At 63.0% G+C, this 26,209-nt stretch carries 24 protein-coding genes; 13 read left to right on the top strand and 11 right to left on the bottom strand.

The genetic code is table 11. From position 1 onward, the window contains the following. Positions 1–52 precede the first annotated feature (52 nt). The 4 genes from egtD to KY495_RS23755 all read left to right on the top strand — a co-directional run bounded on the left by egtD (position 53) and on the right by KY495_RS23755 (position 4,035). Complete coding sequence (gene egtD, locus KY495_RS23770; RefSeq protein ID WP_229518440.1) at positions 53–985, top strand: L-histidine N(alpha)-methyltransferase; 933 nt, start codon at positions 53–55, stop codon at positions 983–985. Next, positions 982–2,148, top strand: coding sequence for an ergothioneine biosynthesis protein EgtB (egtB, locus tag KY495_RS23765; RefSeq protein WP_219884405.1), 1,167 nt, complete (start codon positions 982–984; stop codon positions 2,146–2,148). Before egtD ends, egtB begins: the two co-directional genes overlap by 4 nt. Continuing rightward, a complete protein-coding gene (locus KY495_RS23760) occupies positions 2,145–3,104 on the top strand; it encodes a YihY/virulence factor BrkB family protein (RefSeq protein ID WP_219881721.1) in 960 nt (319 codons plus the stop codon). The genes egtB and KY495_RS23760 overlap by 4 nt, the downstream gene beginning before the upstream one ends. A gap of 454 nt (positions 3,105–3,558) precedes the next feature. Beyond that, on the top strand, positions 3,559–4,035 hold the full coding sequence (locus KY495_RS23755; RefSeq protein ID WP_219881720.1) for a hypothetical protein: 477 nt from the start codon (positions 3,559–3,561) through the stop codon (positions 4,033–4,035). Positions 4,036–4,041: 6 nt separating this feature from the next. On the opposite strand, the gene leuA is transcribed toward KY495_RS23755, so the two are convergent. Beyond that, complete coding sequence (gene leuA, locus KY495_RS23750) at positions 4,042–5,715, bottom strand: 2-isopropylmalate synthase (RefSeq protein WP_219881719.1); 1,674 nt, start codon at positions 5,713–5,715, stop codon at positions 4,042–4,044. Between the two features lie 327 nt (positions 5,716–6,042). After that, positions 6,043–6,402, bottom strand: a complete 360-nt coding sequence (locus tag KY495_RS23745) for a DUF1428 domain-containing protein (protein ID WP_219881718.1) — start codon at positions 6,400–6,402, stop codon at positions 6,043–6,045. 187 nt (positions 6,403–6,589) lie between these two features. On the opposite strand from KY495_RS23745, the gene KY495_RS23740 reads away from it, so the two are divergent. After that, positions 6,590–6,742 (top strand): hypothetical protein, encoded by a 153-nt coding sequence (locus KY495_RS23740; protein ID WP_219881717.1) that lies wholly within the window; start codon positions 6,590–6,592, stop codon positions 6,740–6,742. 60 nt (positions 6,743–6,802) lie between these two features. On the opposite strand, the gene selD is transcribed toward KY495_RS23740, so the two are convergent. Both selD and senB read right to left on the bottom strand, forming a co-directional pair. Beyond that, positions 6,803–7,849 carry a selenide, water dikinase SelD gene (gene selD / locus KY495_RS23735; RefSeq protein WP_219881716.1) on the bottom strand — a complete coding sequence of 349 codons (1,047 nt, stop codon included), beginning with the start codon at positions 7,847–7,849 and terminating at the stop codon, positions 6,803–6,805. 61 nt (positions 7,850–7,910) lie between these two features. Next, entirely contained in the window at positions 7,911–8,906 is a 996-nt protein-coding gene (gene senB, locus KY495_RS23730) for a selenoneine biosynthesis selenosugar synthase SenB (RefSeq protein ID WP_219881715.1), read from the bottom strand. 94 nt (positions 8,907–9,000) lie between these two features. Here senB and senA point away from each other — a divergent pair, with 94 nt between their 5' ends. Further along, complete coding sequence (gene senA, locus KY495_RS23725; RefSeq protein ID WP_374041019.1) at positions 9,001–10,146, top strand: selenoneine synthase SenA; 1,146 nt, start codon at positions 9,001–9,003, stop codon at positions 10,144–10,146. A gap of 33 nt (positions 10,147–10,179) precedes the next feature. Here the strand turns inward: senA and KY495_RS23720 are convergent, their stop codons facing one another. The 4 genes from KY495_RS23720 to KY495_RS23705 form a co-directional block, all read right to left on the bottom strand. Continuing rightward, complete coding sequence (locus KY495_RS23720; RefSeq protein ID WP_219881713.1) at positions 10,180–10,821, bottom strand: DUF4272 domain-containing protein; 642 nt, start codon at positions 10,819–10,821, stop codon at positions 10,180–10,182. Positions 10,822–10,872: 51 nt separating this feature from the next. Beyond that, positions 10,873–12,390: a dienelactone hydrolase family protein gene (locus KY495_RS23715; RefSeq protein ID WP_219881712.1), complete on the bottom strand. Its 1,518-nt coding sequence runs from the start codon at positions 12,388–12,390 to the stop codon at positions 10,873–10,875. 356 nt (positions 12,391–12,746) lie between these two features. Next, entirely contained in the window at positions 12,747–14,147 is a 1,401-nt protein-coding gene (locus KY495_RS23710) for a DEAD/DEAH box helicase (protein ID WP_219881711.1), read from the bottom strand. A gap of 386 nt (positions 14,148–14,533) precedes the next feature. Further along, positions 14,534–15,910 (bottom strand): transglycosylase SLT domain-containing protein, encoded by a 1,377-nt coding sequence (locus KY495_RS23705; protein ID WP_219881710.1) that lies wholly within the window; start codon positions 15,908–15,910, stop codon positions 14,534–14,536. 443 nt (positions 15,911–16,353) lie between these two features. On the opposite strand from KY495_RS23705, the gene KY495_RS23700 reads away from it, so the two are divergent. After that, positions 16,354–16,920 (top strand): DUF1415 domain-containing protein, encoded by a 567-nt coding sequence (locus KY495_RS23700; protein WP_219881709.1) that lies wholly within the window; start codon positions 16,354–16,356, stop codon positions 16,918–16,920. Continuing rightward, entirely contained in the window at positions 16,904–17,104 is a 201-nt protein-coding gene (locus tag KY495_RS23695; protein ID WP_219881708.1) for a DUF1289 domain-containing protein, read from the top strand. The genes KY495_RS23700 and KY495_RS23695 overlap by 17 nt, the downstream gene beginning before the upstream one ends. A 439-nt stretch (positions 17,105–17,543) precedes the next feature. Here the strand turns inward: KY495_RS23695 and KY495_RS23690 are convergent, their stop codons facing one another. After that, a complete protein-coding gene (locus KY495_RS23690; protein WP_219881707.1) occupies positions 17,544–18,050 on the bottom strand; it encodes a DUF1993 family protein in 507 nt (168 codons plus the stop codon). A gap of 182 nt (positions 18,051–18,232) precedes the next feature. Here KY495_RS23690 and KY495_RS23685 point away from each other — a divergent pair, with 182 nt between their 5' ends. Then, a complete protein-coding gene (locus KY495_RS23685) occupies positions 18,233–21,349 on the top strand; it encodes an EAL domain-containing protein (RefSeq protein WP_219881706.1) in 3,117 nt (1,038 codons plus the stop codon). A gap of 16 nt (positions 21,350–21,365) precedes the next feature. Here KY495_RS23685 and KY495_RS23680 read toward each other — a convergent pair whose 3' ends face one another. Continuing rightward, positions 21,366–21,791 (bottom strand): co-chaperone YbbN, encoded by a 426-nt coding sequence (locus KY495_RS23680; protein WP_219881705.1) that lies wholly within the window; start codon positions 21,789–21,791, stop codon positions 21,366–21,368. A 65-nt stretch (positions 21,792–21,856) separates the two neighbouring features. On the opposite strand from KY495_RS23680, the gene tsaB reads away from it, so the two are divergent. Genes tsaB through KY495_RS23660 form a run of 4 tightly spaced genes read left to right on the top strand, consistent with a single transcriptional unit; the run spans position 21,857 to position 24,861 of the window. Then, positions 21,857–22,555, top strand: a complete 699-nt coding sequence (tsaB, locus tag KY495_RS23675; protein WP_219881704.1) for a tRNA (adenosine(37)-N6)-threonylcarbamoyltransferase complex dimerization subunit type 1 TsaB — start codon at positions 21,857–21,859, stop codon at positions 22,553–22,555. Continuing rightward, the gene (rimI, locus tag KY495_RS23670) at positions 22,552–23,022 is read left to right on the top strand and encodes a ribosomal protein S18-alanine N-acetyltransferase (RefSeq protein ID WP_219881703.1); all 471 of its coding nucleotides are present in this window, start codon (positions 22,552–22,554) and stop codon (positions 23,020–23,022) included. Before tsaB ends, rimI begins: the two co-directional genes overlap by 4 nt. Next, a complete protein-coding gene (locus KY495_RS23665; RefSeq protein WP_219881702.1) occupies positions 23,019–23,882 on the top strand; it encodes a uracil-DNA glycosylase in 864 nt (287 codons plus the stop codon). Before rimI ends, KY495_RS23665 begins: the two co-directional genes overlap by 4 nt. 4 nt (positions 23,883–23,886) lie before the next feature. Then, on the top strand, positions 23,887–24,861 hold the full coding sequence (locus KY495_RS23660; protein WP_374040974.1) for a DUF1853 family protein: 975 nt from the start codon (positions 23,887–23,889) through the stop codon (positions 24,859–24,861). Positions 24,862–24,865: 4 nt separating this feature from the next. Here the strand turns inward: KY495_RS23660 and lplT are convergent, their stop codons facing one another. Beyond that, entirely contained in the window at positions 24,866–26,128 is a 1,263-nt protein-coding gene (lplT, locus tag KY495_RS23655) for a lysophospholipid transporter LplT (protein ID WP_219881700.1), read from the bottom strand. Positions 26,129–26,209 lie beyond the last annotated feature (81 nt).

Below are 26,209 nucleotides of genomic sequence, written 5' to 3'. Positions count from 1 at the left end.
GCAAACGCCGCGCCCACCCCTCAACCTTTCAGGTATTACAATGCAGCCGACCATGACCGCTCCCGCAGATACGCTTGCCGAGATCAGCGCCGGGCTGCGCGCGCCGCGGGCCTGGGTGTCGCCCAAATATTTCTATGACAGCCTCGGCTCCAGGCTGTTCGAGGCCATCTGCGAACTGCCGGAATATTATCCCACCCGCACCGAGGCCAGTATCGTCGCGCGCCACGGGGCCGAGATGACCAAGGCCATGGGCCCTGACTGCACCCTGATTGATCTTGGTGCCGGCAACTGCGCCAAGGCCGCCGCCCTGTTTCCCCTGCTGCATCCGGCCCGGTACGTGGCGATCGATATCTCCAGCGACTTCCTGCAGGCGTCGATCGCCCCGCTGCGCCAGAAGTTTCCCGGCATCGACATGACGGCGCTGGCCATGGACTTTTCCGAACAGCTGGTGCTGCCGGAGCAGGTGCCGAGCGCGCGGCGCCTGTTTTTCTATCCGGGCTCCTCGATCGGCAACTTCACGCCCGCACAGGCAGTGGGCCTGCTGCGCCGCATGCGCGCCCAGTGCGATGACGACGGCGCCATCCTGATCGGCATCGACCTGGCCAAGGACAGCGCCGTCCTCGACAGCGCCTACGATGATGAGCTCGGTGTGACTGCCGCCTTCAACCTGAACCTGCTGCGCCACCTGAACCGCCTGATCGGCGCCAACTTCAATGTGCGCCAGTGGCGCCACCAGGGCTTCTACAATGCCCAGGAGGGGCGCGTGGAAATGCACCTGGAAGCGCGCGAGGCGCTGCAGGTAGCGTGGCAGGGTGGCGAGCGCAGCTTCGCCGCGGGCGAATCCATTCATACCGAAAACAGCTACAAGTACACCGTGCCGGTGTTTGCCGGCCTGCTCGAGCAAAGCGGCTTTTCCGTTGCCACCGTATGGACCGATCCACGCCAGTGGTTCGCCATCATCTACGCCAGGGCATTGCGGCCATGATCGAGGCACACTACCGGCAGGTGAGGGCGCGCTCCCTGGCGCTGGCAGCGCCCCTGTCCGACGAAGATTGCGCGGCGCAGTCCATGGCTGACGCCAGTCCCGTCAAGTGGCACCTGGCCCACACCACCTGGTTCTTCGAAACGTTTGTGCTCGAGCGCCATGAGGCGGGGTTCCGCCCGTTTCATCCGGCGTTTCGCATGCTGTTCAATTCCTACTACAACGGCGTGGGCGAGCGCCATCCGCGCGCAGCGCGGGGCTTGCTGACGCGGCCTTCCATGGCCGAGGTGCGCGCCTACCGCGCCGATGTTGATCAGCGCATGCTGACCTTGCTGAACGTGCAGGGCGACAGCGACGCGGCCCTGGTGCAACTGGCCTCGCTGGGACTGCAGCACGAGCAGCAGCACCAGGAACTGATGCTCACCGACGTGCTGCACCTGCTGTCGGCCAATCCCCTGCTGCCCGCATATGACAGCGCGGCGCCGCAGGCGGCAGCGCGTCCCGGTGCCATGGAGTGGTGCAGCTTTGACGGCGGCCTGGTCGAGATTGGTCACGAAGGCGATGGCTTTTGCTTTGACAATGAGTTGCCGCGCCACCGCCAGTACCTGGCGCCCTACCAGCTGGCCACGCGCCTGGTGTCCAATGGCGACTTCCTCGCCTTCATGGACGATGGCGGCTACCGCAATCCGGCCCTGTGGCTGGCCGAGGGCTGGGATGTGGTGTGCCGCGAGCGGCTTTCCCATCCGCTGTACTGGCGGTATGACGACAACGATGGCTGGCGCAAGTTTTCCCTGCGCGGCGAGCAATCCCTCGATCTGGCGCAGCCGGCCTGCCACCTGTCGCTGTACGAGGCGGCAGCCTGCGCGGCGTGGATGGGCGCGCGCCTGCCGACCGAAGGCGAATGGGAAGCCGGCGCCGCTTCGCCCGGCCTCGACGACCTGTCCGGACCGTGCTGGCAGTGGACCAGCAGCAGTTATGCCCCGTATCCTGGCTACGCCAGCGCGCCGGGCGCTTTGGGTGAATACAATGGAAAGTTCATGCTCAATCAGTACGTGCTGCGCGGCGCCTCGCTGGCCACGCCCGAGGGCCATGCACGGCGCAGCTACCGCAATTTCTTCCCTGCCGCCACGCGCTGGCAATTTACCGGTGTGAGGCTGGCACGATGAAAAGCCGCTTCGGACCCGAGCTGCTGGTCCTGAACCGGCGGGCCAACAAATACATCCTCAAGCATCCACTGGCTTTCCTGTGGCAGACCCTGCGCGGCTTCAAGGCCAACCAGGGCTTGCTGCTGGCCGGCGCCGTGGCCTATTACGCGCTGCTGTCGATCGTGCCGTTCCTGATGCTGGTGGTGGTGGCGCTGTCACACTTCATCCCCCAGGCCGAGCTGCTCGATACGCTGGCGCGCTACCTGGAGTGGCTGGTGCCGAGCCAGTCGCGCGCGGTGGTGGGCGAGCTGTCGAACTTTCTGGCTGACCGCGAGCTGGTCACCTGGGTACTGTTTCTGGTGATGCTGTTCTTCAGTTCCGTCGCCTTTACCGCGCTGGAAAACGCGATGTCCGTGATTTTCTATCACCGCGTCGCGATCCGGCGCCGGCGCTTCCTCATCTCGGCCATCCTGCCGTACTGCTACATTGTCGGCCTGGGGCTGGGCATCATGATCGTGACGCTGGTGGCCGGCACGCTGCAGGTCATGGGCGAGGAGAGCGTGCTGTTTCTGGGCTATGCATGGTCGCTTGACGGAGTCTCCGGCGTGCTGCTGTACCTGCTGGGGCTGACCGGCGAAATCCTGGTGCTCAGTTCCATTTACCTGGTCATGCCGGTGGGGCGCCTGTCGGTATCGCACGCGCTCATTGGCGGGGTGACTGCCGCGCTGTTGTGGGAGATCGCGCGCCATGTGCTGGTCTGGTATTTTTCCACGCTGTCGCAAGTCAATGTGGTGTACGGGTCCATGACCACGGCCATCGTTGTCATGTTCAGCCTGGAGATCGGCGCCATCTTGCTGCTCTATGGCGCGCAGGTGATTGCCGAATACGAGCGGGTGGGGCGCAACGAGCAGCACGATGAACCGGAACCGATGACCACGCAACCGCCGCCTCCCTTGCCGCCTGAGGACGGCAAATAGAAATATTTGTGCGGCGCACAAATAACTGTGCTACACTGCGTTCTGTGGTGTGGTTCTTCTGGAACGGCGCCGCTACCAAGGATCCTGTCCCGCGCCCGACGATGTGTAATGGTTGAGCGCAGATGGCGGCAGCCGGTCCTGGTTTGTACTTCCGGATACGTTGGTCGAGTTACACGTCAGCGCACCACGCAGATAGCATGGGCGCTTGAGATACGATTAAAGCATTGGTAATACATTGGAATAGAGCTCGCCTAGGCGAGCTTTTTTTTCGACTGTGCATCGAAAGACGTAAGGTGCGACACGTTTCTTGTTTTTTAGATGTCACTTTGTTGGTTGCAAGCCTCACTGGCAGCCTGCAGGATCAAGTATTCTTCTCCGGGCGGGGACCTTCGGGTAAGCTTGGCGCAGCTGGAGCAGCTAAATTTTCTTTCCCCACTTACCACTTCCGCCAAACATGTTATCCCAACAAGCCGCAACGCCTGTCGAACGTCAACAGAAGTTCGACCATTTCTATGCCGAGCTGGCGCCGGTGCTGGTGGACTTCATTGATGTGCTGGGGATCGACCCGGCATCCGAAGTACTCAAACAGGCAGGGCAATATCTGCCGTACGTGGAAAAAGCGCTGCAGGACATGGCCATTGCCGATGATGAAGACCGTAAATGGCTGCTGGTGCGCATGATGTATTTCATTGGCGAGTATTTTGCCCAACAATATGGCGGCTACTGGTTCGTCAACGAAACGCCCGGCTCGCGCCTGTTCGGCCGCTGCGTGGTCGGCAAGTTCAGCAAATTCGCCAAGGGCAACCTGATGGTCGACCCCTTTGAAATAGCCCAGGCCTACGTCGATTTGCCCATGCCGCGCCGCCTGTCGGGCCTGGTCGCAGGGATTGAATCGGGCATGGCCGGCGCCGGCAGCGCCGGCCTGCATTGAGCAGCGTCAGGCTGCCATGATGCTGGCGGCGTGATGGCGGTTCAGGGCTGACAGCACGGCCTTGAACGAGGCGGTGACGATATTGCTGTCAATGCCCGCCCCAAACACGGTCGGCCCGCCCGCGACCCGCACTTCCACGTAACACACCGCACGCGCATCGGCGCCTCCGCCAATGGCATGCTCGTGGTAATCCATGACCGTGATGTCCTGGCCCAGGGCGCTGACAAAGGCGTCGATCGGCCCATTGCCGGCGCCACTTCTGGTGAGGGGCGCGCCCGCGTGGTCAAGCGTGATATCGATGGTCACGCTCTGGCCGGCACTGCTGTCTTCCACCATCTTGTGGGCGCGGTAAGCCCAGGGCGTGGCCTGATCCAGGTAATTGCGGGCGAAGATGGCGTGGATGGCGGCAGCATCCATTTCGCGCCCGCTGCCATCGGCCACGGCCTGCACCGCGCGTGACATTTCAATCTGCAGGCGGCGCGGCAGGGACAGGCCGTAGCCTTGCTCCAGCAGGTAAGCCATGCCGCCCTTGCCGGACTGGCTGTTGACACGGATGACGGCGTCGTAATTGCGGCCCAGGTCGGCCGGGTCGATCGGCAGGTAGGGCACTTCCCACAGCGCGTCTTTCTGCTGGCGCGCAAAGCCCTTCTTGATGGCATCCTGGTGCGAACCGGAAAAGGCGGTAAACACCAGTTCACCCGCGTACGGATGGCGCGGATGCACCGGCAATTCATTGCACGACTCGGCCAGCTGGCGCACCGCATCGATGTCGGAAAAATCCAGGCCCGGGTGCACGCCCTGGGTGTACAGGTTCATGGCCAGGGTGACCAGGTCCACATTGCCGGTCCGTTCGCCATTGCCGAACAGGCAGCCTTCGACCCGGTCGGCACCGGCCATGATGGCCAGTTCGGCCGCCGCCACGGCCGTGCCGCGGTCATTATGCGGGTGCACCGACAGGACGATCGCGTCGCGCCGCGCCAGGTGGCGCGACATCCATTCGATCTGGTCGGCATAGACGTTGGGCGTGGACGATTCCACGGTGGACGGCAGGTTCAGGATCATCTTGCGCGCGGCAGTTGGCTGCCAGGCGGCGCTGACGGCATCGCTGATGGCCAGCGCGAAATCCAGTTCGGTGGTCGAGAATGATTCCGGGCTGTATTCAAAGCCCCAGTCAGTGCCCGGGTGCTGGGCCACCAGCTCCTTGACCAGCTCAGTGCCGCGCACGGCGATGCCGGTGATCTCGTCGCGCGACATGTTGAACACCACGCGCCGGAAGACGGGTGCCACCGAGTTGTACAGGTGGACGATGGCGCGGGTCGCTCCGGCCGCGGCCTCTACCGTGCGCCGGATCAGTTCCTCGCGCGATTGCGTCAGCACGATGATGGTCACGTCGTCGGGGATGCGCTTGCCTTCGATGAGGGTGCGCACAAAATCAAATTCCGTCTGCGAGGCGGAGGGGAAGCCCACTTCAATTTCCTTGAAGCCGATTTTTACCAGCATGTCGAAAAAGCGCAGCTTTTTTTCCAGCGTCATCGGCTCGATCAGGGCCTGGTTGCCATCGCGCAGGTCGGTACTCATCCACACAGGCGGCGTGGTGATGGTGGCGGACGGCCAGCGGCGCTCAGGCAGGTCGATGGCGGGGAAGGGGCGGTATTTGGCTGCCGGGTGCGGATGCATCATGATGAACTCCTGTTTTGCTGTGGGGAAGCGCGGTAGCGCGGGGTGCGTGGCGACAGGCTGCCGGGCGGCCACGGGAACGCTAGGCCAGGCAACCGATCGGTAGCTTTAGCAGCAGGTGCAGAACAGGGGTGGTGACAAGAGAGTGCATCATGGTTTTTCCTGGTGTAGCTGGGTGCCGGGCAAGGCCGCGGCATGCGGGGCGAAAACTTAAGCGCGCGCAGCTAGTAGCGCTGCAGGCGGCAAGCCGGCTAGCGATAGGAAAAAAACAGGATGGGAAGGCAGGGTCATGGCCTTACTGTACGGGCGCCATCGCCTGCCTGTCAAGCTTTACATGTCGACCAGCATGGTGAAGCCGCCATAAATCAAGCGCTTGCCGTCGAAGGGCATGCTCTCGGGCTTCATCATGTCGGCCATGCGGGGGTCCTTCATGACCTTGTCGTTGATGGCGTCGCGCTCCTCGCGCGAATTGTAGGTAATCCAGGAAAACGCGACCGTTTCATTGTCTTCCAGAATCACGCTCTGGGGAAAGGAAGTGACCTTGCCCGGCTTGACATCGTCGGCGATGCACTCCTTGAACTCCAGCGCCCCATGCTCGCGCCAGATGGCGCCGCAGCGCTCGCTCATGGCGCGGTAAGCTTCGATATTTTCCTTCGGTATTGGTACCACGAACCCATCGACGTATGGCATTGCAATTCTCCTTTAGAAAAGTGGACTCACGAACCGTCCGGGCAAACCAGTGTACGCCTGCGCCCGGGCAGATAACGATAACATTTTGAACAGTGTTCGCAAGCGGTATTGAGAATAATCAAATTACGAGGGCGGCGCGCTGGCACAGTGATATGACATTGATGGTGATCACTTGGAGGGAGCTATCTTGGACATCCAGCTCGTGGAAACCCTGTTGTTGGGCCTGGCCGGGGTGGCCGGTGGCGCGTGGTTGGCCTTTGTGCTGCCCCGCATGGTGGAAGCGCAGCGGCGCCTGGCGCTGGTGCGCAGCCAGCGCCAGAACGACTTGCGCCGGCGCTAGGCAGCGCCGGTTCGCGCCAGGCAGCCTGGCGGTGGCGGCCCTGCGCCGGGCGTGACGGTCTCAGGCGACCGTGACGCGCGCCTGGCCAGCCTGCATGGTGCCGATGACGGCTGCCTGGCCAAAGCCGTCGCGCGCAAACAACGCCAGTACTTCATCGACGCTGGCCGGATCGCACGACACCAGCAGTCCGCCCGAGGTTTGCGGGTCCGACAGCAGCGCCTGCTGGGCCGGGGTAACGGTGGCGGCCAGCGTGACATCCTTGCCGTATGCGTCCCAGTTGCGGCCCGAGGCGCCGGTAATGTAGCCGTCGTGCGCCAGCTGTTCCACCCCCGGCAGCAGGGGAATGGCGGCCATCTCCAGGTGCGCGCCCAGTCTGGCGCCCCGGGCCAGCTCCAGCAGGTGGCCCGCCAGGCCAAAGCCGGTGACGTCGGTCAGTGCATGCACGCCGTCCATCTCGGCCAGCGCCTTGCCTGGCTTGTTCAGCTTGGTGGTATTGGCAATCATGGCCGCGTAGCCATCTTCGCCCAGCACATTCTTTTTCAGCGCCGCCGACAGCACGCCCACACCGAGCGGCTTGCCCAGTATCAGCACGTCGCCCGCGCGGGCGCCGGCATTGCGCTTGACCTTGGAGGGATGCACGAGGCCCAGCACCACCAGGCCGTAGATCGGCTCCACCGAATCGATGGTGTGGCCACCGGCAATCGGAATGCCTGCTTCGGCGCAGATGGCTTCGCCGCCGCGGATGATCTGGCCAATCGTTTCCAGAGGCAGCTTGTTGACCGGCATGCCCACCAGGGCCAGTGCCATGATGGGCGTGCCGCCCATGGCGTAGACGTCGGAAATGGCGTTGGTGGCGGCAATGCGGCCAAAGTCATAGGCATCATCGACAATCGGCATGAAGAAATCGGTGGTGGCGATCAGGGCCTGCTCGTCATTGAGCTTGTAGACGGCCGCGTCGTCGGCGGTCTCGATGCCCACCATCAGTTCTTTGGGCACGGGGAAGCCGGCCGAATTCTTCAGGATTTCCGCCAGCACGCCGGGTGCGATCTTGCAGCCGCAGCCACCGCCGTGCGAAAAGGAAGTCAGTTTGATGGGAGTGTCGGGCATGTGGTCGTCCATTCTTCAGAATCGTTCAAGGTTGGTGCGGCAGATGAAGCGCGTGCCGGGATTATGACGCAAGTGCGCCCGCCGCGTCGCCTGCTGCCGTGGCCTCGTCCAGCAGGGCAAGCAGGGCGGCGCGTTCCCGCTCGGGCGCAAACAGGGGGGCGCGGCGCACGCACTGCGCCTGCAGCTGGCCATACCAGGCAGGATCGGCCACGCTGCGGTCGATCAGGCGCGCCAGCGCGGCCGCGTCGCCTACCGGGAAGTAGCCCGCATAGTCATGTCCCAGCATGCCGCGGTTGCCGCTGATGTCGGACGCCAGCACGGGTACGCCGCAGGTGACGGCTTCGATAATCACGTTGGCGCCGCCCTCCATGAGCGAGCAGATCGCCATGGCATGGCTGCGCGCCAGGCGCTGGCGGGCAAACGAGTGGGGCAGGTGGCCCAGCCATTGATAGCCGGTGGTGGTGGCGGCGGTGGCAGTGGCGGCCTGGCCGAGGGGCGACTCCAGCGCGCCGCCAATGTGGAGCAGGCGCACCCGGGGGGCGGTCACCAGCGTGGCCGCGCGCATGAAGGTGTAGGGATCCTTTTCCGAGCGCAGGTGGCCGATCATGCAGATGTCGAAGTGGCGGCGTGCCTGGCCGTGCGTGACCGGACGCATGGCCGGCGCCGACTGGTAGATCACGCGCACCCTGGCGCGCACCCGTTCGGGCAGCAGCGCCACGCCGTCCGGCTGCAGCAGCACCAGATGGGTGGCGTGCTCGAGGGATGCCTGCGCCTCGGGCGAGCTGGCCAGGTCGCGATACAGGTCGGTCCCGGTCAGCACCACGATGCACGGGCGGCCGGGCCTGGCCCGTGCGAACGCGGCAACCGCACCGGCGGATCGGCGCGCATGCAGGGCGATGAGCACATCGGGCGCATTGGGGCCGGCGCAGCAGTCCGGGGCAATGGCCACCTGGTAGCGGCTGCGCAAAAAGTGGGCCCAGCGGCTGGCCGTGTGCCAGTTGCCATTGTTTTCCCGCGCCGAGGCCGGGCTGACGATCAGAACGTGCTTGGCTGGCACTGTGACACTCCCAAAAGCTCGTTACAATCCATACATGAACCCGAAGACTACACCGACCTCGCCTTCGCTGCGCCATGCCAGGCCCCAGCAACTGATGGAAGCGCTGCAGGGGGCCAGAAATTATACGCTGAGCCTGTTCGATTGCCTGGCCAACGCAGGCTATGACGTCAGCGCGCGCCTGCCTTACATCGCCACCATCAATCCGCCGCTGTGGGAACTGGGCCACATTGCCTGGTTCGCCGAGTGGTACATCCTGCGCGAGGCGGCATCGAGCCACCCGGCCGCGGCCGAGCGCACCTCGATGCTCACGCGCGGCGACGACTGGTTCGATTCCAATACGGTAGCGCACCGCATGCGCTGGTCGCTCGACCTGCCTGCCAGCGGCGCGCTCAAGACCTACTGCCACGAAGTGCTGGACCGGGTGCTCGACAAGCTCTCGCGCGCGGCCGGCACCGATGAAGCGCTGTATCCCTACCGGCTGGCGCTGGCGCACGAAGACATGCACGGCGAGGCCCTGCTCTACACCCTGCAGACGCTGGGCGTGGCGGTGCCGCCGGCACTGTCGCGCGACGAGCCCTCTACTACGCCGAACGCCGCCATCAGCTACCCGGGCGGCACCATCATGCTCGGCGCCCAGGAAGGCGGCTTCGCGTTCGATAACGAGCGCCAGGCCCACCAGTGCTATGTGGCGCCGTTTGAGGTCGACACCGGCCTGGTGACCAATGCGCAGTACGCCGAATTCATGGCCGATGGCGGCTACCAGAACCGCCAGTTCTGGAGCGTGGCAGGCAGCGCGTGGCTGATGCAGCAGGAGCGCTCGTCGCCGCGCTACTGGGAGCGCGATGGCCAGCAGTGGCGCGCGCTGCGGCTGGGAAGGCTGTCCACGCTGGCACCGGCCGAACCGGTGCGCCACGTGAACCTGTTCGAGGCGCAGGCTTACTGCGCGTGGATCGGGCGCCGCCTGCCGACCGAGGCGGAATGGGAGTACGCGGCCCTGTCGGGGCAGGCTGGGTTTCGCTGGGGCCAGCTGTGGGAGTGGACTGCGTCGCCGTTCGAGCCCTATCCGGGCTTCGAGGCGGGGCCCTACCGCGAGTATTCGGCGCCCTGGTTCATGAGCCACCAGGTATTGCGCGGCGCTTCGTTTGCCACGCCGGCACGCTTTGCCAGCGCGCGTTTTCGCAATTTCTACCTGCCCGAACGCGACGACATGTTTGTCGGCTTTCGCACCTGTGCCTACTGACTCTCATCGCGCGCCTGCTGGCTTGCGCCTTGTTCAGGTACTCAGTTCTACGTTGTCCCAGTCAGACTCGCTGTTCATCAGCCACTCCAGCATCTTGCGGCGCGTCTCTACGACGCCAGGGTGAAAATCACCAACATCCCTGCCGGTCAAGCTGCAGTTTTTGGCATACCAGTGGGCGCGGTAAAACAGGTCCAGCTGTGCGTACAGGTCTGGCAGCGGTCTTAAGGCAAATTGCGTCAGAAAGCGGTCCGGTGACTCGCAGGTTTTCAGATCAGGCAGGGTCGACGCGAGAGTGTCTGGAATGTCTTGAACCGGATCGAGAGAAGCAACCAGGGACCCAGCCCATAACGACGTGTATAGATATTCGATGTTCCAACGCAAGTAGTTTCGATCGGCCTCATCGACCGGGCCCTTCCCCTCAAGCGTCGTGCGCTCTTCTCGAGATAGCTGCGCAGTCAAGCCATGCTTCGATAGCCAGTCGCGGCCCATTTCGCGGGGCATACCGAACGATAGCGCTACGAGCACGTGCAATATCAGTGCGCGTTCGGCAATCTCTGCGCACGGGCGGAGCGAAATTTCTTCTGTGCCTATGGTCGGTAAATGATCCAAGACTTCGCCACCCATTTGCCTAATGATGACTTCGGATGAGCGTTTTACGTTGTCAGGGTCAAGCATGTCTACTTTCAGGTGGTGGCCGAATGGGATGTCGTAGTGGTGGGGTGACCCTTAGCGCGCCGCGCGGAGGGCTTTGATACGATTGGCGGCGTTGGCCTGGTCCTTGTCCACGGCGACTGCTTTCTCGTAGGCGGCAATCGCCAGTGTCTTCTCGCCCATTGCCTCGTAGGCCTCGCCCTCGCTGTCAAACGCATCACCATATGTCGGCTCGATGTACGTGGCCAGTTTGAACAGGTCAACGGCGCCGCGCGCGTTGTCCGCGCGCAGCAGCTGGTAGCCCAGGAGGTTGAGGCTGATGGGGTGCAGCTTGAAGTCCGGCGCGCTGGCCGTCATGTGCGTATAAATCGATTGCGCGTCCTTGAAGCCTGCCTTGGCAAAGGCGCGCAAGAAGGCCGGCTCGCTCGGCGCTTCCTGGGCGGCTGGCGAGTAACGCATCGACATCACTTGCGGGCCAATGCCGTTCTTGACGGGCGACTGCTGGAGAAATGCCAGCGATGCCGTGTCGCCCTTCAGGTAAGCGTCCAGGAAGCGGTGTGTATAGAGCACGCTGCTGCGATAGGCCTGTACCACGTCGGCTCGCTGGTAGTCGCCGAAGCTGGCGTCCTGCGCGAAACGCATGCCCAGCGAATTGAAATTCGTGTGCCGCATGGGGTGCATGGTGGTGACGTAAACGTCCGAGAATTTCATTGTATTGAGGTAGCTGGGGCCCAGCTTGTCCGATGTTTCCATCTCCTCCGCTGTCGGTGCGCGCGCACCGATGAATAGCATCGGCACGCTGGTGCGCGTTGCCCGTACATAGCTGGCCGCGCCCCAGATTTTTGGATGGAATCGGATTGAGCCATCCAAGCTGACCAGCGCCTTGATGCGGCTCGATTTTGCAGCCGCGAACACGTTGGCCATACCGCCCCAACTAAATCCCGCGGCCGCCACCTTGCTGATATCAGCCTGCGGCAGGGTGTGGGCATAGTTCGAGAGGAACGCGATATCGGCCGCCTGCGCCTCCACGCCCTCAACGTCGTCGGTCATCATGACCGAGCGGGCGCCCAGGCTGCGACTGGCGATAACCACGTAGCCATGGCTGGCGAGGTATTCGGCCAAGTCCAGATTTTCATGCGCAGAGCTGGCAAAGCTAGGGGCGTAAATCACCACCGGAAACTTTCCGACGGACGGCGTGGCGTCACGCACCGCCAGCGTTGAGGCACTGAACAGAGCCTTGCGCGGGCTGGCCAACCAGCTGGCGCGTTGTTTGGCCACTTCCGTTGCGGAGAAGCTGAAGTTGGTCTCAAACAGACTAGCCTGCTGATAGTCGGCGATCAGCATGGGCGCCGCCGTGTTGCGCGCTGCCGGATACCAGACGAGGGTCTGGATCGGACGGGCGCTCTCTGCGCGTGTCGTCTTGCCGAAGACATCGCTTTGCGCTTCCAGCACGCGGCTGTAGTCATATTGTTGGACGATGCGCAGGCCAACGGCGTGGGGGCCTGGTTCCGGGATCAGGGGATTGACAGGCGTTGCCACGGCGGCGAACGAGGCAACATTGAACAGGATTACAAAGATGAGTGGTGTTTTCATACGGCAGTATAGGCGCCGGTATGCTAAAAAAGCAACATGCCGACATCTCGCCGGCGTGGATTGGAAATGAATTGGATCAATTTGAACAGTGGGGCGTTCGTGCAATGTGAAATGGCTCCGCCCCATCAGCGGCTGCCGCTATTGGAGAGCGGCTTCCTTCCGTAACAGCTGACTGAAAGAAAAATCTGAGCAAACAGAAGCGTTTTCATTTGGATCGACCGACGCGGCGAAGTCCTCAGGATGACTACCCGTCACAGGCGTCTTGGCGATCCATGCGACCCACGCAAAAAAACGGCTGCTTCGGAAAACCGAAACAGCCGTTTCTATTGCATCATCAGCGCGCGCGGCGCTGGCGATTAGCGGTCGCCGTACGAGCGGCGCGCGCCGTCAGCCGAACGCGGGTTGGAACCCTTGTAGCCGCCGCCGGTGCTGCCTTCCTTGCGCGGTGCGCCTGGCTTGCTGAAGGTGCGCTGGCCTGGCTTGGCTGCCGAGCGGTTGTCGCCCGGCTTCCAGCTGCCAGGACGGGCTGCCGAACGCGGTGCCGACGCCGTCTTCTTTGGCTCGAAGCCTTCGATGGCGGTGACCGGAATGAGCTGCTTGGTGAAGCGCTCGATGCGTTTGACGTTCATGCCTTCTGCATGGTTGACCAGCGAAATGGCCAGACCATTGCGGCCGGCACGGCCGGTGCGGCCGATGCGGTGCACATAGTCCTCGGGGAACTTCGGCAGGTCGTAGTTGAACACGTGGGTGATGTTCGGTACGTCGATGCCGCGTGCTGCCACGTCGGTTGCCACCAGTACCTTGACCTGGCCGCGGCGCAGGCCGTCGAGCGTGCGGTTGCGGGCGCCCTGGTGCATGTCTCCATGCAGCGCGGCGGCCGAGAAACCGGCAATGTTCAGGCGGTCGGCGATGGTGTCGGCGTCACGCTTGGTGGCGGTGAACACCACGGCCTGGTCCAGCGTTTCGTCGCGGAGCAGATGGTCGAGCAGGCGGTTCTTGTGCGACAGGTCGTCGACGAAGTGCACGCGCTGCGAGATGTTCTCGTGCTTGCTGGCCGAACCGGTGATCTGGATCGTCATCGGATTGGTCGTGATGCGGCGCGCCATGTTACCCACCATGCCGTCCAGCGTGGCCGAGAACAGCATGGTCTGGCGGTTGGCCGGGGTGGCGGCAATGATCTTTTCGATGTCATCGATGAAGCCCATGTCCAGCATGCGGTCGGCTTCGTCGAGTACCAAAATCTCCAGCTCGGAGAAATCGATCTTGCCCGACTCCATGTGATCGATCAGGCGGCCAGGGGTGGCGACGAGGATTTCAGGATTGCGCGACAGCAGTTGCATCTGCTTGGGATAAGGCATGCCGCCCAGGATCGAGACAGCCTTGATACGGCGGATCTGGGTGCCGTATTTTTCGGTAGCGGTGGTCACCTGCAAAGCCAGTTCGCGGGTGGGGGTCAGGACCAGCATTTTAGGTTGGGCTGGCTTGAAACGTGGGCGCTCGCCGCGGGCGCGCGCCGATTGCGCTTCCTGGGCAGCGGTCTTGGCCGCAGGCGACTGTTCGGCGACGGCGAATTTGTGCAGGGCCGGCAGCATGAAAGCGGCGGTCTTGCCCGAACCGGTCTGCGACGACACGAGCAGGTCGCGTCCTTCGATCGCGGCAGGAACAGCTTGCTCCTGCACCGGGGTTGGCTTGGTATAACCTGCGTCGGTCACTGCTTTGACGATGGACGCGTGGAGGCCTAGTGCTTCAAAACTCATGTATTTTTTCTTTCGGTATAGATCAGCGCCCGAGCACAAAACTCAGAGCGCAAAATAGCAACGCCAACCAAACAACGAAATGACTCAGGTAGAAAGAAATTTCGGCACAAAAGCTTTGCGCCGGGACGGTGTCAGGTGCGACACCAAAGGCGGGAGGGCTTTAGAAGGCTATCGGATGGATAAGCCCAGGCTTGCGAAGCTGCTAAAGGTACTGCTCAATCAAATGTACTGCCGGAGGCTCGCCTTGCGAGAAACGTATTGCAGCGCACAAATGAGACTATACAGTACTTTCACTGTACTTGTATAGATAATTCCGAATCGTGCGCGCGGCGGGCGGGCGCCTGGCGGTAAAAAAAGCCGGCATGTGCCGGCTTGCGGGGCAGTGTTTAACCGTTGCGCGGCTTCTTGCGCGGTGAGGCGGCGGCGGTCTTCACCTGGCGCTTGGTGACCCGGCTGCGAATTTCCGCAACCTTGGACTTCAGGCGCTGGGCGTTGCTCATCTTGGCGCCACGGCGGCTGTTCCGGCCCGTGCTTTCCGCCTTCAGGGCCAGCACGGCCGTATCGACAACATGGTCGGCAATGTCGGTGTGCATGGTTGCTGCCGTCTTCGGTACCAGGATGGTGGAGCCGGCGCGCACCCCGGACTTGGCCGGAATGTTGTTGGCCTGGCGGATCACGTCGGGCGTGGTATCGAAGCGCTTGGCCAGGGAGGCAATCGTTTCGCGGGCCCCGGTGATCTTGTGGGTGGTCCAGGTCGACAGGTTACGGCCCCATTGCGCCAGGTTCAGCTGGAATTTCTCGGCATTCTTTTGCGGCAGCAAAATCTTCGTGTTCTCGCTGCCGGTAATGACCGGACGGTTAAACTGGGGATTGAGCGCCTTGAATTCGTCCAGCGGCAACTCGGCCAGCTGGGCTGCCAGGACCAGGTCAATATCATTACGCTTGGGAATGGCCGTGAAGTAGGGCGCATTATCGATGACCGGCAGCGACACATTGTACTGGGCCGGGTTGGCGATGATGTTCTTGACCGCCTGCAGCTTGGGCACGTAATTGCGCGTTTCGGCAGGCATCAGGTCGGCCAGCGACTCGAAATCGGTCGGCTTGCCCATGTCCTGGTTGCGCTTGATTGCCTTTTGCACATTGCCTTCACCCCAGTTATAGGCGGCCAGGGCCAGCGGCCAGTCGCCAAACATGGTGTACAGCTTTTGCAGATAGGACAGAGCGGCATCGGTCGAGGCCAGCACACCGCGGCGCTCGTCCTTGAACATGTTTTGCTTCAAGTTGTAATCGCGCCCTGTACCCGGCACAAACTGCCACATGCCGGCGGCATCGGCGCTGGAATAGGCTTGCGGGTTGAATGCGGACTCGATAATGGGCAAGAGGGCCAGCTCGGTAGGCATATTGCGCTTTTCCAATTCCTGCACGACATGGAACATGTAGCGGCTGGCGCGGTTGGAAATGCGGGTCAGGTACTCGGGCCGGGCGCTGTAGGCGTCGGTATGCTTGAGTACGAGTGCGTTATTGATATCGGGAATGGCATAACCCGTGCGGATGCGGCCCCAGACATCGGTTTCCTTGAATTCATCCACCTTGACGAACGGTGTCGGCAATGCCGGCTTGGCAGCGGCGGTTACGGAAGTGGCAGGGGCGTAAGCTGCGCCTTCTGGTGCGGCTTCTGGAAGGATCTCGGCGTGGCTAAGGGCCGGAGCGAGCATGAGAGCGAATACTGCGAGCGCTGTTTTGTTGCGAGTAATTTCGGTCATAGCACTTTCCATAGTTGCGTCCTGGAACTTTGGACTGGCGACAGAGAAGTTCGGAGTGTACGTAGGCTTAGGCTTACACGTCAAGCCAATTAACGGCGTGCGCGGCAATTAGTTTGACAACATTCCGGCACGCTGCTGCAAGACCAGCCCAGACCAATTCCGGGGGGTATGCGAACAAAATGGCAAGGATACGTATAAAAATTGTATGGGCATTAATGCATACCCCAGGGGAGTATGTCGACAACTCCACGGGGAGATGCGCGCTAACCCGGCAGTAACGGAGCGCATCCCGCCGATGCGGCGGAAATGCTTTAAAGTAATACCAATTCAGCCAGCATGGGACCAAAGTAGCGCATCTCCCTGTGCAGAACTATGAGCTCAGGCAAAGAGTCGTTACAATTTAGGGACTGCGCCCGGCGCCAAGACTTCATGAAAGTATCACAATGAGCACCCGCAACCCGCATGCCGACGATGAGCAAGTCATCGCCGCCACGCAAAAATGGCTGGAAAAAGCAGTCATCGGCCTGAATCTGTGTCCCTTTGCCAAGGCAGTGCACGTCAAAGAGCAAATCCGGTATGTGGTGTCGCCTGCGACCACGCCTGAAGTGCTGCTCGAAACGCTGATGAACGAACTGCAACTGCTGTCCGACACCGATCCTGAGCAAATCGACACCACGCTCCTGATCCATCCTTTTGTGCTCAACGACTTCCTCGACTACAACGAGTTTCTCGATGTGGCCGATGCGGCGGTGGAAGACATGCAGCTTGATGGCGAATTGCAGGTCGCGAGCTTCCATCCGGACTACCAGTTTGCCGATACGGACCAGAACGACATCAGCAACTTCACCAACCGGGCGCCGTATCCCATCTTGCATTTGCTGCGGGAAGAGAGCATCGAGCGGGCGGTGGAAGCCTTCCCCGAAGCATCCGAGATATTCGACAAGAACATCGAGACCATGGAAAAACTGGGCCATGATGGCTGGGACAAGCTCGATGTCGGTCCAGCCTGAGCCCCTGCCCGAGCGGCCGGACACGCCGTGCGTGGCGGTGTGTTCGACCACCTTTGACGACGTCTGCCGCGGCTGCGGCCGCACCGTTGTGGAAGTTGCCCACTGGGTATCGATGACGGCGGCGGAAAAGGAAGTGGTCTGGGTGCGCATCCTCAGCCAGGGCTACCCCCGCCGCAACACATAAGCACAGTCCGTCCCACCAACAATTTCCCTTCACCAGGGTCAGACCACCGCCCTCCAAACCGCCCCAATTGAGTTCCCTGTTTCCTAACACCAGGGTCAGACCACCAGGGGGCAAATACCCTCTTTTGGGTTCCCTGATTTTGCAATTACCTGCATCTACCATGAGCTTGGGCAAACTGCGCGGGCAGGCACCCCCGCAGGGGGCCATTTTTCAGCGGTAAGACTGTTTCAAAAGCGTTGCAAAAACGCCGTTTAAGTGGTCTGACCCTGGTTTAGGGAAAGTGATCTAGGGCACGAAATGGCGGCTGTTTTTGAGGAGGAAATTGATTTTGGCCGGTTTAGGTGGTCTGACCCCGGGTGGGCAGAGCGTCCGGGCAGGCGGCGGGGGCGTGAAAAACGCGCCTCGGGGGCGCGTGGTCTCTAATATATAGCCAGCCGGCTTAGAAGCTGCCGATGAAGTCTTTTTTGCCGACTTCCACGCCGTTATGGCGCAGGATGGCATACGCCGTTGTGGCATGGAAGTAGAAGTGCGGCAGCGCGTAGTGCATCAGGTAAACCTGGCCCTTGAAATGCTTGGCTTTCTCGCCACTGCCAGTGGTGATGTCGCGCTGGGCGCTTGCTTCCAAGCCATCTTGCGGCAGCGTGTCGATGAATGCCAGGGTGGTGGCGATGCGGGCGCGTAATTCGGCGAAGGTCTGCTCGGTGTCGTCATAGCGGGGCACGTCCACGCCGGCCAGCCGGGCCGCGGCGCCCTTGGCAAAGTCGCACGCCACCTGCACCTGGCGCAGCAGCGGAAACATGTCTGGATACAGCCGCGCCTGCAGCAGGGCGGGCGGGTCGATTTTTTTCTCTGCCGCGTGCGCTTCGGCTTTTTCCAGGATGGACGACAGGCTCGTCAGGATTTGCTTGAATACCGGTACCGATGCTTCATACATGGAAAATGTCATGGGGTTCCCCTTTAAAAAGTGCTGCGATCATAACAAGTCGCAGCCCTTTGCGCTTGCTGCCCCACACTTTGCCCCGCGCCACGGAACCCGGCATGGCCTCGCCGTCACTTTCCGTGCATAATTCCGTTTAGAAAAGCTTTCCCTATCGCGCATGCATGAGCACACGAGTACCGGCCACCTGAATGCCTAAGACCGCCTATCAACGTTTCCGCGCCAGGTTAGGCAAGCTGTATGGTTTGTCGATCTATGGCGCTTTACTACTGGTTGTTTTTGGCGGTCTGGTCATTCCGGCAATCATCGGCAGTTATGTCCTGGTCGGCGTGCAGGAACAGCGCTCGGCCAAGACTGCGCTCAACGAGTCCTTGCAGCGCAACGCCGACATCCTCGCCCTGGGCATGCAGGAGTCGCTGTGGAACATGAATGCCGAATCGGCCAATTCGCTGGTCGAATCGGTGATGCGTGACCGCTCGGTGCTGCAAATCCAGGTGATCGGCCAGTCCGACACCCAGTTCATGAATGTGCGCTCGCCCAACCGGCCGATCGGCAATGTCTACCGCGCCGAGCGCGACATTTTAGTGCGCGGAGAGCGCATCGGCCACATCATCGTGGAAATGGACGACGCCCGCAGCCAGCAGGAGCTGCGCAGCAAGCAATCCAATTACGCCTTTGTGCTGGCCTTTCAGCTCACCGTGTCGCTGCTGCTCATCGTCCTGTTCCTCAACAAGCGCCTCCTGATCCCGCTGCGCAAGCTGATGAAGTTTTCCGACCGCCTCTCCCATGGCGACTTTGAAACCCGCCTTGACCTGAGCGGCGACGATGAACTGGGCCGCCTGGCCAGTCAGATGGAGCAGATGCGGGTGGCGATCAAGCACCTGTTCGAGGATATCGGCCGCCGTGAAGAGCGCTTTCGCACCATCGTTACCCAGGTGCCGGGCGCCGTGTTCCGGGTGCGTCCGGGTGGCCCCATCGACTTTGTCAGCGATGCGATTGAGGATATCGCCGGCTACCCGGCGTCGCTGCTGATGCGCAGTTCGTCGGACAAGTGGTCCGACATCGTCCATCCCGCGGACCGCCGCAACCACGTGCGCGCGGTGCAGGGGGCGCTGGCCAGCGGCAAGCCTTATCACATCGAATACCGGATCCGCGACGCCCTCGGCATCGAGCGCTGGGTCTCGGAAAACGGCCAGCCGCAAAAGGACGACGCCACCGGCGCGGCCTGGATCGACGGGATCATCTCCGACATCAGTGACCGCAAGCATAATGAAATGCGCATCGAGGGCCTGCTGGCCGAGCAGTCGGCCATCCTCGACAACGTGATGTTCGGCGTGATGTTCGTGCGCGGACGGCGCGTGGTGTCGGTCAACCGCCGCTGCGAGGAACTGTTTGGTTATCCGAACGGCGCGCTGGTGGGCGAGTCCACCGCCGTCATCTTCCCGAGCGATGCCGACTTCCAGGCCGCTGGCCTGGTCCAGTATCCGGCGCTGGCGCTGGAGCAGGATTTCAGCGAGGAGCGCCAGTACCGCCGCAGCGATGGCTCGCTCTTCTGGTGCCTGGTGTCGGGCCGCGCGCTCGATCCGCTGCAGCCCAACGAAGGCAGCATCTGGGTCTATGCCGATGTCACCGAGCGGCGCGTGGCCGAAGAAAAGCTGCGCCTGTCGGCCACGGTGCTCGAACACATTGCCGATGGCGTGATGGTGATTGGCCTGGATGGCCGCATCGTGGCAACCAATCCGGCCTTCACCCAGATCACCGGCTACACCGAGCTTGAGGCAATCGGCCAGGATTCGAGCCTGACCCGCTCTTCGCGCGAGGACCGCGATTTCTACACCGCGATGTGGACCGAGCTTGCCGACAGCGGCTTTTGGCGCGGCGAAGTCTGGAACCGGCGCAAGAACGGCGTGCAGTACCTGGAGTGGCTCACCATTTCGGCCGTGCGCGACAACGCCGGCGAGATTACGCACTACGTGGGCGTGTTCAGCGACATCACCAAGGCCAAGGAGTCGCAGGACAAGCTCGATCACATGGCGCATCACGATCCGCTCACGTCGCTGCCGAACCGGCTGCTGTTCCACGACCGCCTGCAGCACGCGCTCCAGCGCGCCTCGCGCGACCATCAGCGCCTGGCCATCCTGTTCATTGACCTGGACCGCTTCAAGAACGTCAACGATACGCTGGGCCACCACGTGGGCGACGAGCTGCTCAAGCAGGTCGCCGGCGCCCTGCAGGGCAAGCTGCGCGATGGCGACACGCTGGCGCGCCTGGGTGGCGACGAGTTCATCGTCCTGCTGGAAAATATCGACAGCCAGTTCGGCGCCGGCCAGGTGGCGGAAAAGCTGATGGCCATGTTCGAGATGCCGTTTACGGTCTCGGACTATGAGCTGTTCGTCACCGGCAGCGTTGGCATCAGCGTCTATCCCGATGATGCGGAAGACCTCAATATGCTGATCCGCAATGCCGATGTGGCCATGTACCAGGCCAAGGCGCGCGGGCGCAATGGCTACCAGTTCTATGCGCCGTCCATGACGGGCGAGGGTGTCGAGCGCCTGCGCCTGGAAGCGATGCTGCGCCGCTCGATCGACCGCAACGAGATCTTCCTCAATTACCAGCCGCAGGTGGAAATCGACACCGGCCGGCTCATAGGCGTGGAAGCGCTGGTGCGCTGGGAGAATCCGGAGCTGGGCGTGGTCACGCCGGTGCGCTTCATCCCGCTGGCCGAGGACACCGGTTTCATCAACCAGCTGGGCAAGTGGGTGCTGTACGAATCGTGCCGTCAGATGGTGCGCTGGCAGGAGGCGGGCCTGTATGTGCCCAAGATCGCGGTCAACCTGTCGGTCAAGCAGTTCGAACGCGGCAGCATCGTGAATATGGTGGCCGAGATATTGCGCGAGACGGGCCTGGAGCCGCAGCGCCTGCAGCTGGAGGTGACGGAGTCGATGATCATGAATACGGGCGACGCGCTGGTGTTCATCAACGACCTGCATTCGATTGGCGTGGGCCTGGCGATTGACGATTTCGGCACCGGCTACTCGTCGCTGGCCTACCTCAAGCAGCTGCCGGTGCAGACGCTCAAGATTGACCGCAGCTTCATCAAGGATATCTCCACCGATGTCAACGACGAGGCGATTGCGATTGCGATCATCCAGCTTGGCAAGAGCATGAATCTGTCTGTGATTGCGGAAGGTGTGGAGACGGAAGAGCAGGCCGCCTTCCTGCTGCGCCATGGCTGCAATCTGGCGCAGGGGTATTTTTACAGCCGACCGATCCTGCCCGACGTGATGCTGGAGAACTGGAAGCCTTGAGGACCTGGCCCCCGTGTCAGGCGGCGTTACCCAGCAGGACGCGCAGGTTGCACTGCTGCTGCCACTGGCGCCGCTCGGCAGAACTGGCGGCAAGGCGTGCCAGCTCGTCGTCGCTCTGGCCGGCCTGGGCCTGGATCAGGCGCTCGGCCAGCGCTGCATCGGGCAGCATGGTGCCGAAAAACGCCACCACGTCCGCCTTTTGCAGCAGCAGGGTAGGGAAATTGTCGACATCGAGGTCGCCCACGATCTCGGCCTGGTCTTCAATGTCGATCCACACGAAGTGCTTGTCGGGATGGCGCGCGGCCAGGTGCTCGAACGCGGCGCGGTAGGCGCCGCAGGTGCCGCACCAGGCCGCGCACAGGCAGGCCACGATCCAGCCCCCGGCTGCAAGGGCGTCGGCGGTGGTGTCGCGGTTGGCGGCGTCTAGGGTGTGGCTGTGCATGTGCGGCATTCTACCTTGCCCCGGTTTGCCCTGCCAGCCGGGGGCGGCTCGGGTAAAATACGGGCATGTCTACCATTCTCGCCATCGAAACGTCATCCGAGACCGCCAGCTGCGCGCTGCTGCACGGCGAACGCCTGCTGGCGCGTGCCTCCAATGGCGTGCGCACCCATTCGCAGTCCATCCTGCCCATGGTGCAGGAACTGCTGGCCGAAGCCGGCATTGCGCTGGCCGAGTGCGACGCCATCGCCTTTGGCGCAGGTCCCGGTTCGTTCACCGGTGTGCGCACCGCCTGCGGCATTGCCCAGGGCCTGGCCTACGGCGCCGGCCTGCCGGTCATTGCGCTGGTCACGCTGGACGCCATGGCGCTGGCCTGCCGCCAGCAGACCGGCGCCACCGAGGTGCTGGCCGTGCTGGACGCGCGCATGGGCGAAGTCTACTGGGCGCAATACCGGGGCGCGGACCTGGTCGCCGGCCCCGCACTGTGCGCGCCCGAGGCTGTGTCACCACTGGCGGTGGAAGGCCTGGCTGCCTGCGGCAACGGCATTGGGGCTTATCCAGAGGCCTTTGCCGCTCACGCCTGGGCGGCAGGCGCCCGGCCAGACATCATGCCGCATGCGCAGCAGATCGCGCAGCTGGCGCAGGCGGCGCTGGCGCGCGGCGAGATCATGGCGGCGGCCGACGCCCAGCCCCTGTACCTGCGGAACAAGATCGCCTACACCAGTGCCGAGCGCCAGGTCATCAACGCGGCCAAGGCGGCGGCATGAGCGCAGTGCGCGAACACGACCAGCTCCTGTACGCGCCCATGGTGGTGGCCGACGTGGATGACGTGCATGCGCTGGAGCGGCGCGTGTATCCGCATCCCTGGACCCACGGCAATTTCGTCGATTCGCTCGCCAGCGGCTATCACGGCTGGGTACTGCGCGACGACGGCGGGGCGCTGGTGGGCTACTTCATGCTGATGGAAGTGGTGGACGAGGCGCACCTGCTCAATGTCGCCGTCGATCTGCAGCAGCAGGGCCGCGGCATTGGCCTGTACCTGCTCGACAAGGTGATGGCCTGCGCGCGCGGCCTGTCGATGCAATCGGTGCTGCTGGAGGTGCGGCCCACCAACCTGCGCGCGCTGCAGGTGTATGAACGCTATGGCTTTACCGAAATCGGGCGCCGCAAGGGCTACTACCCGGCCCACAATGGCCAGCGCGAAGACGCCATCGTGATGAGGTACGCCTTATGACATTCGACCGCCGCGCCGCGGCCTTTTTGCAGGAGATGGGCATCACGCCATTGTGGACGGTGCGCGCTGACAGTGATGGGGCACATGCTCCCACGGAAGCGGCGCCCGAGCCGCTGGCCCACGATCCGGCGGCCGCGCCGACGGCCCGGGTCCACACGCCCCTGAGCGCGCCGCCGTACGCCAATCCGCCGCAGCCTGCCGCCGCCCCTGCCGCCGCGCATACCACCGAATCTGCATGGGGCGATGAATCCGAACCGGCACCACCTACGGACGAAGACATTGCACGCATGGACTGGTCGCAGCTCAAGCATGCCATCGCCAGCTGCACCCGCTGCGGCCACTGCAAGCCGCCGCGCAGGGCCGTGCACGGCGCGGGCGACCGCGCCGCCACCTGGGTAGTCGCCGCTGGTGCCGTCAGCGCCGCCGACGAGCAGGCCCGCGCGCCGCTGTCGGGCGACGCCGGCAAGCTGCTCGACAACATGCTGGCAGCGGTGGACCTGACCCGTGAACGCGGCGCCTACGTGACCCATCTGATCAAGTGCCGACCCGTCAGCGCCAGTGGCGGCGACCGTGCGCCCACGGCCGATGAAGCAGCCGCCTGCCGCCCCTACCTGGAGCGAGAGGTGGCACTCACCGGCGCCTCCATGGTGCTCACGCTTGGCCAGATCGCCGCCAACGCCTTGCAGGACAAGCCGCTGCAGGAAGCGCTGGCCGGTTCGCGCGGGCAGGTGCACGCGTTCAGGGAGGTGAAGCTGGTCGCCACGCTGCACCCGGGCGAACTGCTGCGGCGCGGCGCCGACAAGGCCCTGGCGTGGGCTGACCTGTGCCTGGCCCGGACCCATGACGGCCGGCCCGGATAGCGCCTTGCCTGCGCCCGCATCAGCGCAGGCATCCTTTGCCAGCCGCTTCGGCAACCTCACGCAGCCGCACGTGCGCGCACTGGCCTGGCTGCTCGACGCACCCGACCTGCTCGACCCTGCCGATCCGCACTGGGAAGGGCAGATTGCGTCCCTCGGCCCCGTGAATGCCGATACGGCTGCATGGCTGGCGGCCCTCGACGCCGACCCGGCGCCGCTGCTGGCAGAACTGGGCGAGCGGGTCTACACCCGCCTTGGCCTGTACGCGGAAAAGCTCATGGCCTTTTATTTCCGTTCCCACGGCATGCTGGTGGCGCACGGCCTGCAGGTGCGCGCCACCCGCAACGACACCATTGGCGAATTCGATTTCCTGCTCGATGCCGGTCCTGACGGCGTGGAGCACATTGAATTTGCGACCAAGTTTTATCTGCTCGAAGGCGCGGCGGCCCAGCGCCTTGATACGTTTGTCGGCCCCAACCTGGCCGACAGCCTGGGCGCCAAGATGCGCAAGATTATCGAGCGTCAGCTGGTGCTGGGTAGCCACCCGGCGGCGCAGGCGGTGCTGCCACGGCCGGTCGTGCGGGCGCGCGCGCTGGTGAAAGGCTGGCTGTTCTATCCGGCCGCAGCCGGGCCGCTGGACCCGGCCATTTCGAGCCGCCACTGCCGCGGTTTCTGGTGCCAGCTGTCGGAGCTCGCGCAGCTGGGGCCAAGCAGCTTCGTGATTTTGCCACGCCTGCAATGGCTGGCGCCTTATCGCGGTACCCTGCCCACGGGCAGCGCCGAAGGGGAGGCCGTCCTCGACGCCGCCGCGCTGCAGGCGCAGCTTGCCGAACAGTTCACGCGCGTGCCGATGCCGGTGCTGGTGGCGGTGGTCAGGCAGGAGCAGGGACACAGCGTGGAAACGGCGCGCGGCTTCATCGTGCCCGATGACTGGCGCGCGCGCGCCGCTTTTCGCCAAAAGCTCGCCGCGCCGGCTTCCTGAGCGCTCAGTGTTTGTGTTCGCCGATCAGGGCCAGCGAATCCTTCTGGCGCTGGTTGGCCGCGTGCAGGCGCATGATGAGGAACATGACACCGGCCACAAAGCCGCCAAACATGATGATGATGGTATTGAGGTTCACGTCCAGCACGATCATGATGGCGTACAGCGCCAGCATGGTCAGGATGGACAGATTTTCATTGAAGTTCTGGACCGCGATGGAGTGGCCGGCGCTCATGAGGACGTGGCCGCGGTGCTGCAGCAGCGCGTTCATGGGCACCACGAAAAAGCCCGACAGCGCGCCAATGAGGATCAGCAGCGGGTAGGCCAGGGCCACCGAGTGGACCATGGTCATGATCATCACCACCAGGCCCATGGCGATACCGAGCGGGATCACGGTGAGCGACTTCTTGAGCGGGATGGTCTTGGCCGACAGGGCGGCGCCGGCGGCCACGCCAATGGCGACCACGCCAATGAGGGTGGTGGCTTTATCGAGCGGCATGTGCAGCTGCTTTTCGGCCCACTTGAGCACAATGAACTGCAGCGTGGCGCCGGCACCCCAGAACAGGGTGGTGACGGCCAGCGAAATCTGTCCCAGCTTGTCCTTCCACAGGATGGCGGAGCAGTTGGCAAAGTCCGCAATCAGCTTGGCCGGATTGCGTTCCTGGTGTTCGTACACGGCGCCCGTTTCCGGAATGCGGCGGTTGAACAGTGCCGCCAGCACGTAGATGATCACCACCACCGTCAATGCCGCTTCGCTGGTGGTATCGATCATGGTGTCGACCAGGGGCAGGTCGAAGCCAAGCATGAAGGCCGAACCGGCATTGCTCACCAGCGCGCCGCCGAGCACGGTGCCGAGGATGATGGACATGACGGTCAAGCCTTCGATCCAGCCATTGGCTTCCACCAGCTTTTCCGGCGGCAGCAGTTCGGTCAGGATGCCGTACTTGGCGGGCGAATAGACGGCCGCGCCAAAGCCCACCACGGCGTAGGCGAGCAGGGGATGGACGTGGAAGAACAGCAGGGTGCAGCCAAAAATCTTGACCAGGTTGGCAATGAACATGACGCGGCCCTTGGGCAGCGCATCGGCAAAGGCACCCACAAAGGCGGCCAGCAGGACGTAGAACAGGACGAACGAGAGCTTGAGCAGGGGCTTGAGTGAATCTGGTGCCGACATCTGGATCAGCAGGTCGATCGCCACGAACAGCAAGGCGTTATCGGCCAGCGACGACAGGAACTGCGCCGTCATAATGGTGTAAAAACCACGGTTCATTCGTTAAGTTCTATAAACTGATGTGGGTTGCTTTATACCATGAATAGCCTTGATCCCAAAGAAAACAGCGCGCAGCGCGGG

The organism is Massilia sp. PAMC28688 (assembly GCF_019443445.1).
In the GTDB taxonomy this organism is placed as follows: Bacteria; Pseudomonadota; Gammaproteobacteria; order Burkholderiales; family Burkholderiaceae_D; genus Telluria_A.
The sequence above is the reverse complement of the archived record's forward strand: the minus strand, read 5'-3'. Positions and strand labels throughout refer to the sequence as shown.

Coding starts and splice junctions, on each gene's coding strand:
- egtD (WP_229518440.1), top strand. CDS start 53: ATGACCGCTCCCGCAGATACGCTTGCCGAGATCAGCGCCGGGCTGCGC.
- egtB (WP_219884405.1), top strand. CDS start 982: ATGATCGAGGCACACTACCGGCAGGTGAGGGCGCGCTCCCTGGCGCTG.
- KY495_RS23760 (WP_219881721.1), top strand. CDS start 2,145: ATGAAAAGCCGCTTCGGACCCGAGCTGCTGGTCCTGAACCGGCGGGCC.
- KY495_RS23755 (WP_219881720.1), top strand. CDS start 3,559: ATGTTATCCCAACAAGCCGCAACGCCTGTCGAACGTCAACAGAAGTTC.
- leuA (WP_219881719.1), bottom strand. CDS start 5,715: ATGATGCATCCGCACCCGGCAGCCAAATACCGCCCCTTCCCCGCCATC.
- KY495_RS23745 (WP_219881718.1), bottom strand. CDS start 6,402: ATGCCATACGTCGATGGGTTCGTGGTACCAATACCGAAGGAAAATATC.
- selD (WP_219881716.1), bottom strand. CDS start 7,849: ATGCCCGACACTCCCATCAAACTGACTTCCTTTTCGCACGGCGGTGGC.
- senA (WP_374041019.1), top strand. CDS start 9,001: ATGGAAGCGCTGCAGGGGGCCAGAAATTATACGCTGAGCCTGTTCGAT.
- KY495_RS23720 (WP_219881713.1), bottom strand. CDS start 10,821: ATGCTTGACCCTGACAACGTAAAACGCTCATCCGAAGTCATCATTAGG.
- KY495_RS23715 (WP_219881712.1), bottom strand. CDS start 12,390: ATGAAAACACCACTCATCTTTGTAATCCTGTTCAATGTTGCCTCGTTC.
- KY495_RS23710 (WP_219881711.1), bottom strand. CDS start 14,147: ATGAGTTTTGAAGCACTAGGCCTCCACGCGTCCATCGTCAAAGCAGTG.
- KY495_RS23705 (WP_219881710.1), bottom strand. CDS start 15,910: ATGACCGAAATTACTCGCAACAAAACAGCGCTCGCAGTATTCGCTCTC.
- KY495_RS23700 (WP_219881709.1), top strand. CDS start 16,354: ATGAGCACCCGCAACCCGCATGCCGACGATGAGCAAGTCATCGCCGCC.
- KY495_RS23695 (WP_219881708.1), top strand. CDS start 16,904: ATGTCGGTCCAGCCTGAGCCCCTGCCCGAGCGGCCGGACACGCCGTGC.
- KY495_RS23690 (WP_219881707.1), bottom strand. CDS start 18,050: ATGACATTTTCCATGTATGAAGCATCGGTACCGGTATTCAAGCAAATC.
- KY495_RS23685 (WP_219881706.1), top strand. CDS start 18,233: ATGCCTAAGACCGCCTATCAACGTTTCCGCGCCAGGTTAGGCAAGCTG.
- KY495_RS23680 (WP_219881705.1), bottom strand. CDS start 21,791: ATGCACAGCCACACCCTAGACGCCGCCAACCGCGACACCACCGCCGAC.
- tsaB (WP_219881704.1), top strand. CDS start 21,857: ATGTCTACCATTCTCGCCATCGAAACGTCATCCGAGACCGCCAGCTGC.
- rimI (WP_219881703.1), top strand. CDS start 22,552: ATGAGCGCAGTGCGCGAACACGACCAGCTCCTGTACGCGCCCATGGTG.
- KY495_RS23665 (WP_219881702.1), top strand. CDS start 23,019: ATGACATTCGACCGCCGCGCCGCGGCCTTTTTGCAGGAGATGGGCATC.
- lplT (WP_219881700.1), bottom strand. CDS start 26,128: ATGAACCGTGGTTTTTACACCATTATGACGGCGCAGTTCCTGTCGTCG.